Here is a 12,991-nt window from a genome sequence, read left to right on the forward strand (position 1 = left end):
GTGTGCGTCAGTACACCGTGCCACTCACCTGCGGATGGCACACTGCGGGGGGCTCCGACTGCTTCCGGCTCGTCGCGGACAGCTCACGGCGCAGTCACACCCGCGATGACGGCGGCGGTGGTGTCGGCGATCGCCTGGTTGTTTCCCTGCGCGTCTTCCTCATTCGTGAGGCTGTCGGTGAGGACGGCGAGAACGATGGGGGAGCCGTCCGGACTCCAGACAACGCCGGCGTCGTTGGCGGTTCCGTACCCGCCGCCACCGGTCTTGTCGGCGGCGGTCCATCCGGGCGGCAGACCGGCACGCATTCGTTTGTCCGAAGTCTTGCTCGCCCGCATCCAATCGAGAAGCTGATCGCGGCTCGCCTCGTCGAGACCGTCGTCGAGGAGCAGCGCCCGGAAACCCCGGGCGAGGCCGGTCGGTGTCGTCGTGTCCCGGGGATCGCCGCGGAATGCGGTGTTGAGTTCGGTCTCCCACCGGTCCAGTCGCGTGCTCTCGTCGCCGATGTCGCGGGCGAGTGCGGTGATCGCCTGCGGCCCGCCGATCTCGCGGAGCAGATAGTTTCCGGCGGTGTTGTCGCTCTGCGTCAGCGCCGCTTCGGCGATCTGCCCCAACGTCATCGGGGTGCCCGCGGCGGCGGCGGTGACCGGCGAGTTCTCGACGAGATCGCCGGGTTCGATCACCACCGTCTCGTCGAGGGACGTCGAGCCGTCCTCGATCTTGCGCAGGACGGCGGCGGACGCGTACGCCTTGAACGTCGAGCACATGGCGAACCGTTCGTCGCCCCGGTGGCTGTAGACCGCGCCGGTCGCGGGATCGACGGCCGTCACCCCGATCCGTGTGGAGTATTGCGCTTCCAGCGCCTCGATTTTCGCGTCGAGGGACTGCCGATCCGGCGCCGCCGCCTCCGAGGTCGCTGGCCGGGTTTGCTCGGCGGTGGCCGTGCACGCCCCGACCAGCAGCGGCAGAGCCAGTGCGAGGGCAACGGCGCCACGACGACCGGTGCGTTTGGGCTTCGGGTGATGTCGATGTCTGGGCATGAACCCAATGTGGGGTGCCTCTGCCCATAGCGCAAAGACGAATATGGCGTCGTGGCGGGTCGGGTGTGCTATCACCGCAGTTCAGGGGAAGGTTTTGTGCGCCCGAAGCGACGGTGTCGCCCGAACCGGGCGGGCGGAACTGGTTCAATGGTCGCCATGGATCTGCTACGCCATCTGAGTTTCTTTGTCGCCGTTGCGGAAGAGGGACACTTCGGCAACGCCGCGTCACGACTCGGCATGACGCAGCCGCCACTGTCGCAGGGGGTGCGGCGGCTGGAACAGAGACTCGGCACGGAGTTGATTCAGCGCAGTGCCCGTGGCATCGGACTCACCGACGCCGGGCGCCAATTGCTCCCGCGTGCGCGGCTTCTCGTGGACGACGCGACTCGATTCGAAGACGAGGCGCACCGCATCGCGGGTGGCCGCGACGCCGTGGTGCGATGGGGTGTCCCGCACTCGGTGGCCGACGGCGTGGTGGTGCGGTGTGTCCGTGCGCTGCGCGACACCGACGCCACGCACCCCACCCGGGTGGAGACGACCACGGCGTCGACCACCGAGCTCGTGGACGCAGTCCGCGCAGGCAGTCTCGACGTCGCCGTGGTCGAGCACCCGGCCCTGCTGACGGGGCTCGACAGCGGACCGGTGATCACACTCCGGCGGTGGGTGGTGGTCCCGGACGACCACCCGGTGGCAGCCGCGAAGAAGGCACAGGTCCGGATGCTGCGCGGGCTGACGCTGGCCACCGGTCCGCGCTCGGACAATCCGCCGGCCCACGACCTGTTCGTCGACCTGTGGCGGGTCCGGGGTCTGGACCCGGACATCGTGATCGCTTCGGGACAGCGGGAACTCCTCACGCGGGTGTCCGCCGGCGGGCACTTCGGCGTGACGGCGTCGCCGCCCGCGGTGATGCCCAGTGTGGCCTGGGTCGATCTGCTGCGCGACGATCTCTCGCTGCGCGTGCGCATCGTCTGGCGCTCCGGCGCAGACGCTGCATCGTCTGCCGCCGCTCTCGACCGGGTGCTGATCAGGGCCGATCGATGACCTCGGCGGAGAAGCGGATCCGTGACGTCTTCGCCGACGCCGGATGCACCGGATGGTTGCACGCCCGCCGCGTCGGAACCCCGGTCGGCGAGGCCGGCGACATCGCGGTCGGCGCGGACGACCTCGTCGTGCTCGCGTCCGTCTACAAACTTCCGCTACTCGTAGCCCTGTGCCACGCTTTCGAATCCGGGGAGCTGTCGCCGACCGCGACCGTCCGGGTCAATCCGGCCGACTGCACTCCGGGGCCGACCGGGGTGTCGACGTTCCGCGACCCGGTGGTGCTGAGTTGGCGGGATCTGGCGCTGTCGATGATGACCGTGTCCGACAACGCGGCCGCGGACCTGGTTCTCGGGCAGGTGGGGCTGAAGAGCGTCGAGCGGGCACTGTCGGACGTGGGCCTGACGAGCACCCGGATCATCGGCGGCACGGCCGACGCGCACCGCAGCCTGGTCATCGACGCCCACGCGCACACCACCGCCGAAGCATTCGCCGCGCTGGCCGACAACGACGAGGCGTGGACGGTGTCCGCCTACGACCCGTCGTACGCGAGCGCGACGACCCCGCGGGAGATGACGTCGCTTCTCGACGCGATCTGGACCGGGCGGGCGGTGCCCGGGGCGCAGGGCGAGTTCGTGCGGCAGGTGATGTCCGCGCAGATCTGGCAGCACCGCATCCGTTCCGGATTTCCGCATTCCGGGGTGGACGTGGCCGGGAAGACCGGCACCATCGGCGCCATCCGCAACGAGGTGGCCGTCGTGACGTTTCCCGGTGAGGTTCCCGTGGCCGTCGCCGTCTTCACCCGTGCCGCCCGAGCAGACCCCGTGCTGCCGGTGGTGGACGCGGCGATCGGGCACGCCGCCCGGATCGCGGTGACCGAACTCCGCTCCGGCCGCGTCGACTGATCGGTGTGAAAACACTGTCGATCGGGAACAGCAAGGGCATGGCACTGAGAATCGTCGTTCCCGAGGACCTGATCATGGATGGCCAGTGCGCGTTTCCCGTGGTCGGAGATGTCGCGGAGTACGCGCTGAGGTTCTACCATCGCGCAGATACCGAGGCCGGTCCGGGCGACTCGCCGGACTTCGGATCGGTCGTGACGGGAGAGATCGAGAACCTCGACGACAGACCGGTTCGTTCGATGTTGCTTCGTGGCGCCGGATTCACCGCATATCTGAAATCGGCCGACGAGCTGCGCGGTCCGGTCCATCTCCGCGGTTACTTCGAGGCGGATTTCGCCGCGCTGCTCCCCGAGTCCGCACGGGTGACGGGATCGATCCGGCGTCGGCAGTTGATCACGCACACGCGCCACCCCGATCCCGACGGGCGGTACCGTGCCGCAGGCACCTACACGCTGAGCGAGGTTCCCGACGGAAAGGCCGGCCTCCGGACCGGTCTGGTTCCCGCACCGCCACCTGTGTCGGGGCCGTTCGCGGGAACGGGCTGGGTCGCGATGGTGCCGCCGCGGGACGGTCCCTGGATCCGGGAGAGTGGAATCCTGGTGGAGCTCGATCCACTCAGCCCGGATAGCGCCGGGGCGTGAAGACCCTCGTCCCGTGTTCGTTCTCGACGACGGTCGTCATGGAGGAGCCCACGATGAGCAGGCACCGCATGTCGATCTCGGCCGGGTCGAGGTCGGCGAGCCGCACGACCCGCACCGACTCCTGCACACCGGCCACGTCGCGGCCGATGATCACCGGGGTGTCGGGGGAGCGGTGCTCGAGAACGAGGTCGCGCATCGCGGCGACCTGCCACGTGCGTGACTTCGACGCCGGGTTGTAGACGGCGAAGGCCATGTCGGCGCTCGCGACTGCCGAGATGCGTTGCGCCACGACGTCCCACGGCTTGAGGCGATCGGACAGGGACAGCACCGCGTAGTCGTGTCCGAGCGGTGCTCCGACCCGGCTCGCCACGGCGTTCGCGGCGGTCATGCCGGGCAGGACACGGACGGGGACGCCCCGCCACTGCTCCTCGGCGGCCACTTCCAGCACCGCGGCGGCCATCGCGAACACACCCGGATCACCCGAGGACACCACGGCGACGCGGGCCCCGTTCTTGGCGAGGTCGAGCGCCATCGCGGCCCGTTCGGCCTCGACCCGGTTGTCGCTGGAGTGCCGGCGTTGGCCCGGGCGTTCGGGGACCCGGTCGATGTACGGCCCGTAGCCGACGAGGTCGGTGGCCAGCGACAGTTCGTGCTGCACTTCCGGGGTCGTCCAGGCCTGATCGCCGGGACCGAGGCCGACGACGACCAGTTCGCCCTGCGGCGGCGCATCGTCGCGGCGCGCGTTCGACGGACTGGGCACGACGGCGATCGAGAAGTAGGGGACATCGCTGTCGGACACGTCGTCCGCGTGGTCGATCTTCTGCCGGGTCGTGCTGGCCCGCTCGACGTACCACGTCTCGTCTATGCGACCGGAATCCTTCAACGCCTGCCGCACCGCCGGGTAGGTGCGTCCGAGTTTCAGGATGGCGGCGGCGTCGGTCTCCCGCAGACGCCGCGTCAGCTCGGCGCGCGGCAGGGTGCCGGGCAGGACCGTGAGGATTTCCTCGCCCTCGACGAGCGGCATCGCCAGCGCGGCCGAGGCGGCGCTGATCGACGTCACGCCGGGAATCACCTCCGCTTCGAAGCGCTGCGCCAGCCTCTTGTGCATGTGCATGTAGGAGCTGTAGAAGAGCGGGTCGCCCGCCGCGAGGAGCGCCACCGAACGGCCGGCCTCGAGGTGCGCGGCGAGCCGCTGCGACGCTTCCTCGTAGAACTCGTCCATCGCCCCCTGGTATCCGCCCGGGTGATCGACGGTCTCGGTGGTGACCGGGTAGACGAGGTGCTCCTCGATCTGGCCCTCGCGCAGGTACGGCGCCGCGACCGCACGGGAGATGCTCTTGCCGTGCCTGGCGCTGTGGAACGCCACCACGTCGGCCTCGGCGATGACCCGCGCAGCCTTGACCGTCACCAGTTCCGGGTCGCCCGGTCCGATGCCGACGCCCCACAGCTTGCCGCTCGACCGCTCCTCGGAACTCATTCGACTTCGCTCGCAATCGCATTCAGCGCCGCAGCCGTGATGGCACTACCACCGCGGCGGCCGCGGACCACCAGATAGTCGAGTCCGCTCGGGTGCTCGATCAACGCTTCCTTCGACTCCGCCGCACCGATGAATCCGACCGGGCCGCCCACGATCGCGGCGGGCCGGGGCGCACCGGATTCGATCATGTCCAACAGGTAGAACAGGGCCGTGGGGGCGTTGCCGATCGCGACGACGGCGCCCTCCAGTTTGCTGCCCCACAATTCGAGCGCGGCCGCCGAGCGGGTGTTCCCGATCTGCTCCGCCAGCACCGGAACCCGGGGGTCGCGCAGGGTGCAGATCACCTCGTTGTCCGCCGGGAGACGCTTGCGGGTCACGCCGGCAGCGACCATCTGCGCGTCGCACAGGATGGGGGCGCCGTCCGCCAGCGCCGCGCGGGCGGCCTTCACGACACCGGGGGTGAACGCGACGTCGTCCACGAGATCGACCTGACCGCTCGCGTGGATCATGCGGACCACGGCCTGTGAGACGTCCTCGGGAAAGGCACTGAGATCCGCCTCGGCGCGGATCGTGGCGAAGGACTGGCGGTAGATCTCCGCGCCGTCTCGGATGTACTCGATCATCCGCTCACGATAGAGGCTGCGGGTTCACCGCTCCTCCACCCGGTAACCCGTCTCGGTGGCGACGACGTCGGCGACGTCGCCCTTGGGGCGGCCGCAGCACCGCTCGCAGCCCGACCAGTGCTGTCGGCCCTCCACCGGGAGTTCGCCGTTCGCGACGGCGCCCCGGGCATCGGATCGCACATCGGCGAGCGCCTTCTCGCACCCGGGTTGCCCGGTGCAGGCGCTGACGTTCAGCCACGGGGAGTTCTCGTCGAAGCTCAGGCCCATCGGGGCGAGGACCCGGACCACCTGCTCGGCGGACCACTCGTCCAGATCGCACAGGAGCACCGTTTTCCACGGCGTGACGATCACCGGCTTCTCGACGGCGGCGAGGAATTCCGCCAGCCGGGCCTCGAGCACCCCGAACGCGAGACCGCCGCCGAGGGTCACGTTGCCGTCCGGCTGGTCGAGCCACCCGATCGGCGGCCGGTGCTCGTCGAACCCGGGCACCGGGTCGGCCGTCGGTGCGAGCGTCAACGCCGACAGGGTCCGCTCGACTCCGTCCGCGATCTCCGACAACCGCCAGTGCCGATCGCGCAGCTCCAGGAAGACGCGGGCGGCGCTCAGGAGCACCGACACCGCGTCCGCCGTCGGGATCCGGACGCCGCTGTCGCGACCGGCGAGGATCAGCGCGACCTCCGACCCACCGACCGCGTGGACCCCGAAGTCGCCGCCGAGCGCCGAGACGTCGCCCCGGCCGTCGTCGAGGGTGAACAGGGTGCGGCCCGGCAGGTCCGCCAACGCGGAGTCGGCGCACAACGTCCGGTCCAGCACGCCGACCAGATCACGCAGGTCCGTGAGACCACCGATCCGGCCGGTCAGCGGCGAGACGAGGATGTTCCGGACCCGCTCGTGCGTCTCCGACGGCAGCAGGCCCGCGCCGGCGAGGCGGCGGGCGAACTCCAGCGGGTCGCGGACCGCCCGCAGTTGCGCATTGCCGCGGGAGGTCAGTTCGATCTCGCCGTTCCCGAGGTCGCGAGCCGACTCCGCGAGGGTCTGCAACTGGGAGGACGTCAGCACGCCACCGGGGAGGCGCACCCGGGCGAGCGCACCGTCGGCCGCCTGGTGGACCTGCAACGCGCCGGGGCATGCATCGGGGCGGGAACGGGAGTCGACCATGGTCCCAGGTTACGTCCGGCCCCGGGTAGCATCACCAGCACTTGCGACAGCAGGAGAGGAAGCCGGTGCGAATCCGGCGCGGTCGCGCCACTGTGAGCTCGCCGAAACCGGTGGGCGAGCCAGACCCTCACCTGCCGTCCTCCGACCTCCGGTTCCGCACAGAACCACCGCCACGGGGCGCGACACCCCCAGGAAGGCTCCACACGTGATCCTGCTGCTCTCCACCTCCGACACCGACCTGCTCAGCGCCCGCGCCAGCGGGGCGGACTACCGCTGGGCCAACCCGGCACGGCTGCTGGTCGAGGAGGATCTGCCGGGACTGCTCGACGGCGCCGACCTGGTCGTGGTGCGCATCCTCGGCGGCCGCCGGGCGTGGGAACAGGGCCTCGACGCGGTCCTGGCCGGCGGGCTTCCGGTGGTGGTCCTCGGCGGCGAGCACGCCCCCGACGCGGAGCTCATGGAGTGCTCGACCGTCCCGGCCGGAGTCTCGGCGGAGGCACACAACTATCTCGCCGAGGGCGGCGCCGACAACCTCGCCCAACTGCACCACTTCCTGTCCGACACCGTGCTGCTGACCGGTCACGGTTTCGAGGCGCCGGTACACCTGCCGAGCTGGGGGGTCGCGCCGTTCGCCCCCGACGCCGACCCGGACCGCCCCACCATCGCCGTTCTCTACTACCGCGCCCAGCACCTGGCCGGCAACACCCGCTACATCGAGGCGCTGTGCGACGCCGTCGTGGCGGCCGGTGGCAGCCCGCTGCCGATCTTCTGCGCGTCGCTGCGCACGGCCGAACCGGAGTTGCTGCAGACGCTGCGCCGCGCGGACGCGATGGTGGTCACCGTGCTCGCCGCCGGCGGCACCAAGCCGGCCGGAGTCTCGGCCGGCGGCGACGACGAGGCATGGGACGTCGCCGCGCTGGCCGCGCTGGACGTGCCGATCCTGCAGGGGCTGTGCCTGACCAGCAGCCGGGAGTCGTGGGAGTCCAACGACGACGGACTGTCCCCGCTCGACGTCGCCACCCAGGTCGCGGTCCCCGAGTTCGACGGCCGGCTGATCACGGTGCCGTTCTCGTTCAAGGAGATCGACGCCGACGGCCTGTCCACCTACGTTCCCGACGCCGAGCGCGCCTCCCGGGTGGCGGGCATCGCCGTCCGGCACGCCCGGCTCCGGCACATCCCCGCACCCGAGCGCCGGATCGCCCTGATGCTGTCGGCGTACCCGACGAAACACGCCCGCATCGGCAACGCCGTCGGTCTCGACACCCCGGCCAGCGCGATCCGGTTGCTCACCGAGATGCGGGCCGCCGGCTACGACCTGGGTCCCGCGGACGGACCGGACTCCGTGCCCGGCCTCGCCGCCCGCGACGGCGACGCGCTGATCCACGCCCTCATCGCCGCCGGCGGCCAGGACCCGGACTGGCTGACCGCCGAGCAATTGGAGGGCAACCCGATCCGGATCTCCGCGGCCCGCTATCGCGAATGGTTCTCGGCGCTGCCCGCGGAACTGCGCGAGGGTGTCGAGGAGCACTGGGGACCCGCGCCGGGCGAACTGTACGTCGACCGGTCGCAGGACCCTGCCGGTGAAATCGTCATCGCCGCAATGCAGTTCGGAAACCTCGTGCTGATGGTGCAGCCGCCCCGCGGATTCGGGGAGAAGCCGGTCGCGATCTACCACGACCCGGACCTGCCGCCGAGCCACCACTACCTCGCCGCGTACCGGTGGATCGCGGCGGACGCCGCGGCGGGTGGTTTCGGCGCCGACGCCGTCGTCCATCTCGGCAAGCACGGAAACCTCGAATGGCTGCCCGGAAAGACACTCGGCATGTCCGCTTCGTGCGGGACCGACGCCGCGCTCGGCGACCTGCCGCTGATCTACCCGTTCCTCGTCAACGACCCAGGGGAGGGCACGCAGGCCAAACGCCGCGCCCACGCGACCCTCGTCGATCACCTGATCCCGCCGATGGCCCGCGCCGAGAGTTACGGCGACATCTCGCGGCTCGAGCAACTCCTCGACGAGCACTCGAACATCTCCGCACTCGACCCGTCCAAGCTGCCCGCGATTCGCCAGCAGATCTGGACGCTGATGCGCGCCGCCAAGATGGACCACGACCTCGGACTCGAGGAACGTCCCGACGAGGACGTGTTCGACGACATGCTGCTGCACGTCGACGGCTGGCTGTGCGAGATCAAGGACGTCCAGATCCGGGACGGCCTCCACGTGCTCGGTGCGGCGCCCCGGGACGACGCCGAGGTGGAACTGGTGCTCGCCATGCTGCGTGCCCGCCAGATGTGGGGCGGCGAACAGAACGTCCCCGGACTCCGCGAGGCGCTCGGCCTCAGCGAGGACGGCGACGAATCCCGCACCCGGGTGGACGAGATCGAGCAGCAGGCGCACGCGCTGGTGCAGGGCATGCACGACGCCGAGTGGAACCCGGACGCCGCCGACACCCTCACCGACGACGCCACGGTCGCGAAGATCCTGCGCTTCGCGGCCACCGAGGTGGTGCCCCGGCTGCGGGAGACGGACAACGAGATCGCCCAGGTGCTGCACGCGCTCGACGGCGGTTTCATCGCCGCCGGGCCGAGCGGGTCGCCGCTGCGTGGGCTGATCAACGTGCTCCCGACGGGCCGGAACTTCTACTCCGTCGACCCGAAGGCCGTGCCGTCGCGGCTCGCCTGGGAGACCGGTCAGGCGATGGCCGAATCGTTGCTGGACCGCTACAGGTCCGATCACGGCGAATGGCCGCGGTCGGTGGGGCTGTCCGTGTGGGGCACGTCCGCGATGCGCACGTCCGGCGACGACATCGCCGAGGTCTTCGCGCTCCTCGGCGTCCGGCCGGTGTGGGACGAGGCGAGCCGGCGCGTGGTCAACCTCGAGGTGATCGACCTCGACGAACTGGGCCGTCCGCGGATCGACGTCACGGTCCGGATCAGCGGTTTCTTCCGGGACGCGTTCCCGCACGTCCTGGCGTTGCTCGACGACGCCGTCCGGCTCGTCGCCGCACTGGACGAACCCGCGGAGAGCAACTTCGTGCGCGCACACGCGCAGGCGGACCTCGCCGAGCACGGCGACGAACGGCGCGCGACCACCCGCATCTTCGGCTCCAAGCCGGGCACGTACGGGGCCGGACTGCTGCAGCTGATCGACTCCAAGAGCTGGCGCGGCGACGCCGACCTCGCCGACGTGTACACCACGTGGGGTGGGTTCGCGTACGGCCGCGGACTCGACGGTGCACCCGCCGCCGACGACATGCGGACGGCGTACCGGCGAATCACCGTGGCGGCCAAGAACACCGACACCCGCGAACACGACATCGCGGACGCCGACGACTACTTCCAGTACCACGGCGGTATGGTCGCGACCGTGCGGGCGCTCACCGGGACGTCGCCCGAAGCGTACATCGGCGACAGCACCCGGCCCGAGTCGGTGCGCACCCGCACCCTGTCGGAGGAGACGTCCCGCGTCTTCCGGGCCCGGGTCGTGAACCCGCGGTGGCTCGAGGCGATGCGCCGCCACGGGTACAAGGGTGCGTTCGAGATGGCGGCGACCGTCGACTACCTGTTCGGATACGACGCCACCACCAACGTCGTCGCCGACTGGATGTACGAGAAACTCGCCGAGTCGTACGTGCTGGACGAGCAGAACCGCAAGTTCATGGAACAGTCCAATCCGTGGGCGCTGCACGGCATCGCCGAACGCCTCCTCGAGGCGGCCGAGCGGGACATGTGGGAGCACCCCGAGCAGCAGACCCTCGACGGCCTGCGGCAGGTGTACCTCGAAACCGAAGGCGAACTCGAAGGAGACTGACCGGCATCGGGCTAGCATGGGCCGGGTGACCACAGAATTCGATCGGGTGTCGTCCGCGAAGTATGTCCTGCTCACCACGTTTCGGAAAGACGGCACCCCGGTGGCGACGCCGCTGTGGGCCGCCGCCGACGGTGACCGTCTGCTGATGTGGACGGTCACCGACTCCTACAAGGTCAAGCGCATCCGCCGCAATCCGGAGGTGACGGTGGCCGCGTGCGATGCGCGCGGCAAACCGAAGGGTCCCGAGGTTCCCGCCCGCGCCGTCATCCTCGACGCCGCGGACACCGACCACACCCGGGACGTGATCGCCCGCAAGTACGGCATCCTCGGCTGGCTCACGATGAAGGGCAGCCTCCTGCGCCGAGGGAAGACCGGAACCATCGGTCTCGCCGTCACAGTCGATGACCGGTAGCCGGCACCGCAGTAGTCTCGGTGCATGACGACTCTCGAGGACGCTGTCGCGCTGGCGCGGGATGACAACGGTCTGGCGGTGGTCGCCACTCTTCGCGCGAACGGAACCATTCAGGCGTCGATGGTCAACGTCGGACTGCTCGAGCACCCGGCCACGGGCGAACCGGTTCTGGGATTCGTGACCTACGGAAAGGTGAAGTTGAACAACCTGAGGTCTCGCCCTCAGGTCGCCACCACCTTCCGGGACGGGTGGCAGTGGGCGACCGTCGAGGGAACCGCCGAGATAGCCGGTCCCGACGACCCCCGGCCGTGGCTCGACGACGAGAGATTGCGGCTTCTGCGTCGGGAGGTATTCGTCGCTGCCGGAGGCACGCACGAGGACTGGGACGAGTACGACCGGGTGATGGCCGAGCAGGGCCGGGCGGTCGTATTCGTCCGGGTCGATCGGGTCTACAGCAACTGACAACCCGCGAGGCACGAACCGCTCAGGCGAGGGTACGGAGGTGCTCGTCGATCATGCGGTGCGCCGAGTCGGGGGTGTCGGTGTCGCCGAGCAGGACGTGCATCGCGGCGCCGTCGACGAGTGCGTGCAGACGCATCGCCTCGGTGTCGACGTCGATGTCCGGCGCGACGAGACCGTGCTTTGCGAGACCGGTCAGGATCGCGGCGCACGCATCCCGGAGTTGTCGCTGGGCGTCGAGGGCGATGTCCTTCAGCAGGGGATGGGCGGGGCTCTCGGCGACGAGTGCCAGGTTCACTTCCATCTCGCAGCGCCGGCGAACGTCGAGGGGGAGCACCTCGTCCAGCACGGCGAGGGCACGCTGCCACGGGTCGGCGATCGAGGCGTGGGCCTGTGCCCGTTCGCGGACCCGTGTCGCCACCAGACGCATGGAATAGGCGAGAAGTTCGGCCTTGCTGGCGAACACGTGCCGCAGTGATCCGCTGGAGATGCCCGCCTCGGCGGCGACGTCGCGGACGGACACGGCGCCGATGCCGTCCCGTTGGATCACCCGCCACAGAGCCTCGGCGATGTCCTGCTGCCTCCGGTCGTGGTCGATGAGCTTCGGCACCCCGCCATGTTAACACGGTCGTGTTAGCATCGGAATTTGTTGGCACGATCGTACTAACAAGTACCGGAGGGGCTGAACGGATGTCGTCGCAACCATCGAGTTCTCACCGCTACGCCGCGCTCGACGTCATGCGCGGTGCGGCGATCCTGGGCACGCTCGCCACCAACATCTGGATCTTCACCAACGTCGAGGGGCTCGTCGGATACATCGACGGCACCGGAAAGGCCACAGGCGGATGGGCTCCGGTGCAGGCGGTGCTGCAGCAACTCGCGCAGGGCAAGTTCCTCGGCCTGCTCACCGTCCTGTTCGGCATCGGACTGGTCATTCAGCAGCGTTCCGCCCAGCGGCGCGGTCAACGGTGGCCGGGCGGATACCCGTGGCGCGCAGCGCTGCTGATGCTCGACGGGGCGCTGCACTTCCTGCTGTTCACCGAATTCGACGTGCTGACCGGGTATGCCCTCACCGGACTGATCGTCGCCTTCATCCTCACCACGGGCATCCGCGCGCAACGAACGTGGATCGTGTGCGCGGTGGCCGTCCACGCGGCGATGCTCGCCCTCGTCGGCGCGGCCCTGTCCTCGGCACCCGCGCGGGATCCGCAGCCGCTGTCGCCGAATCCCTACGCGGACGGCAGTTTCTGGGACCTCGTCGTCTTCCGCGCCGACAATCTGTTGCTGTTCCGGCTCGAGGTGCTGTTCATCCTGCCGCTGTCGATCGCCCTGTTCCTCGTCGGCGGGCCCCCAAAACATGCGCGCCGACAACAACCCCACCCAGGCCCCCTTCCGCGGCGCCCAAATATAACCCGCCGCGCGCTACCCCAGCCCCA

The 12,991-nt window shown here is 69.9% G+C and carries 12 protein-coding genes and 1 riboswitch; of the genes, 7 read left to right on the plus strand and 5 right to left on the minus strand.

The genetic code is table 11. From position 1 onward, the window contains the following. Positions 1-83: 83 nt before the first annotated feature. On the minus strand, positions 84-1,037 hold the full coding sequence (gene bla / locus ACFTZB_RS34295) for a class A beta-lactamase (RefSeq protein ID WP_378438570.1): 954 nt from the start codon (positions 1,035-1,037) through the stop codon (positions 84-86). A 147-nt stretch (positions 1,038-1,184) separates the two neighbouring features. Here bla and ACFTZB_RS34300 point away from each other — a divergent pair, with 147 nt between their 5' ends. Genes ACFTZB_RS34300 through ACFTZB_RS34310 form a run of 3 tightly spaced genes read left to right on the plus strand, consistent with a single transcriptional unit; the run spans position 1,185 to position 3,618 of the window. Further along, positions 1,185-2,078, plus strand: a complete 894-nt coding sequence (locus tag ACFTZB_RS34300; RefSeq protein WP_378438572.1) for a LysR family transcriptional regulator — start codon at positions 1,185-1,187, stop codon at positions 2,076-2,078. After that, positions 2,075-2,980, plus strand: a complete 906-nt coding sequence (locus tag ACFTZB_RS34305) for a serine hydrolase (RefSeq protein ID WP_378438574.1) — start codon at positions 2,075-2,077, stop codon at positions 2,978-2,980. The genes ACFTZB_RS34300 and ACFTZB_RS34305 overlap by 4 nt, the downstream gene beginning before the upstream one ends. Positions 2,981-2,985: 5 nt before the next feature. Next, a complete protein-coding gene (locus tag ACFTZB_RS34310) occupies positions 2,986-3,618 on the plus strand; it encodes a hypothetical protein (RefSeq protein ID WP_378438576.1) in 633 nt (210 codons plus the stop codon). Here ACFTZB_RS34310 and ACFTZB_RS34315 read toward each other — a convergent pair. Genes ACFTZB_RS34315 through cobG form a run of 3 tightly spaced genes read right to left on the minus strand, consistent with a single transcriptional unit; the run spans position 3,593 to position 6,876 of the window. Continuing rightward, positions 3,593-5,095, minus strand: coding sequence for a precorrin-2 C(20)-methyltransferase (locus tag ACFTZB_RS34315; protein ID WP_378438578.1), 1,503 nt, complete (start codon positions 5,093-5,095; stop codon positions 3,593-3,595). The genes ACFTZB_RS34310 and ACFTZB_RS34315 overlap by 26 nt on opposite strands. Further along, positions 5,092-5,718, minus strand: a complete 627-nt coding sequence (locus ACFTZB_RS34320; RefSeq protein WP_095864132.1) for a precorrin-8X methylmutase — start codon at positions 5,716-5,718, stop codon at positions 5,092-5,094. Before ACFTZB_RS34320 ends, ACFTZB_RS34315 begins: the two co-directional genes overlap by 4 nt. Positions 5,719-5,742: 24 nt before the next feature. Continuing rightward, a complete protein-coding gene (gene cobG, locus ACFTZB_RS34325) occupies positions 5,743-6,876 on the minus strand; it encodes a precorrin-3B synthase (protein WP_378438581.1) in 1,134 nt (377 codons plus the stop codon). A 6-nt stretch (positions 6,877-6,882) separates the two neighbouring features. Beyond that, positions 6,883-7,026: riboswitch (cobalamin riboswitch) on the plus strand. A 55-nt stretch (positions 7,027-7,081) separates the two neighbouring features. On the opposite strand from cobG, the gene cobN reads away from it, so the two are divergent. Genes cobN through ACFTZB_RS34340 form a run of 3 tightly spaced genes read left to right on the plus strand, consistent with a single transcriptional unit; the run spans position 7,082 to position 11,558 of the window. Beyond that, positions 7,082-10,684 carry a cobaltochelatase subunit CobN gene (gene cobN / locus ACFTZB_RS34330; protein WP_378438583.1) on the plus strand — a complete coding sequence of 1,201 codons (3,603 nt, stop codon included), beginning with the start codon at positions 7,082-7,084 and terminating at the stop codon, positions 10,682-10,684. Positions 10,685-10,700: 16 nt separating this feature from the next. Continuing rightward, positions 10,701-11,096: a PPOX class F420-dependent oxidoreductase gene (locus tag ACFTZB_RS34335; RefSeq protein ID WP_378438585.1), complete on the plus strand. Its 396-nt coding sequence runs from the start codon at positions 10,701-10,703 to the stop codon at positions 11,094-11,096. Between the two features lie 24 nt (positions 11,097-11,120). Next, on the plus strand, positions 11,121-11,558 hold the full coding sequence (locus ACFTZB_RS34340; RefSeq protein ID WP_378438587.1) for a TIGR03618 family F420-dependent PPOX class oxidoreductase: 438 nt from the start codon (positions 11,121-11,123) through the stop codon (positions 11,556-11,558). Between the two features lie 22 nt (positions 11,559-11,580). On the opposite strand, the gene ACFTZB_RS34345 is transcribed toward ACFTZB_RS34340, so the two are convergent. Further along, positions 11,581-12,165, minus strand: coding sequence for a TetR/AcrR family transcriptional regulator (locus ACFTZB_RS34345; protein ID WP_378438589.1), 585 nt, complete (start codon positions 12,163-12,165; stop codon positions 11,581-11,583). Positions 12,166-12,245: 80 nt separating this feature from the next. On the opposite strand from ACFTZB_RS34345, the gene ACFTZB_RS34350 reads away from it, so the two are divergent. Beyond that, positions 12,246-12,991, plus strand: a 746-nt coding sequence (locus ACFTZB_RS34350; protein WP_378438591.1) for a DUF418 domain-containing protein, incomplete at its 3' end; no start/stop codon positions are given.

The sequence above is a fragment of the Rhodococcus sp. NPDC057014 genome (assembly GCF_042673295.1).
Taxonomy (GTDB): Bacteria; Actinomycetota; Actinomycetes; order Mycobacteriales; family Mycobacteriaceae; genus Rhodococcus_F.